General features: G+C 61.2%; 1 protein-coding gene. It reads right to left on the reverse strand.

Annotated features, from left to right (window positions below):
• Positions 1–480 (reverse strand): IS30 family transposase (locus CR105_RS27535; protein ID WP_143752841.1); only part of this gene is annotated, 480 nt, incomplete at both ends.

Consider the following 480-nt stretch of genomic DNA (forward strand, 5'->3'; position numbering starts at 1 on the left):
CGTGTATTGAGCGACAGGGCGATTGCATCGAGCTCGTCTTGGGAGTAGATCGACAGGTCCGATCCCTTTGGTATGTACTGGCGCAGCAGGCCATTAGTGTTCTCATTTGAGCCGCGCTGCCATGGGCTGTGCGGGTCGGCGAAATAGATCTGGACGCCGGTTCTCTCGGTGAGGATTTTGTGGCCGTGCATCTCGCGCCCTTGGTCGTAAGTCATGGTCTTGCGCATCGCCGCCGGCTCGCGGTTGAGCACTGCGGAGAAGCTATCGACGACGGCCTTGGTGGTCGCGTTGTCCATCTTGGCCAGCACTACGAAGCCGGTGGTGCGCTCGACCAATGTGCCGACCGATGAGCGGTTGCCAGCGCCCTTGATCAGGTCGCCCTCCCAGTGACCAGGGATCAGGCGGTCCTCGACCTCTGCAGGGCGGATATGGATGCTCTGCATGTCCTGGATCTGGTAGCGCCGGTCGTCACCTCGACTG

This window comes from Massilia eurypsychrophila (assembly GCF_002760655.1).
Taxonomy (GTDB): domain Bacteria; phylum Pseudomonadota; class Gammaproteobacteria; order Burkholderiales; family Burkholderiaceae_D; genus JAFCUW01.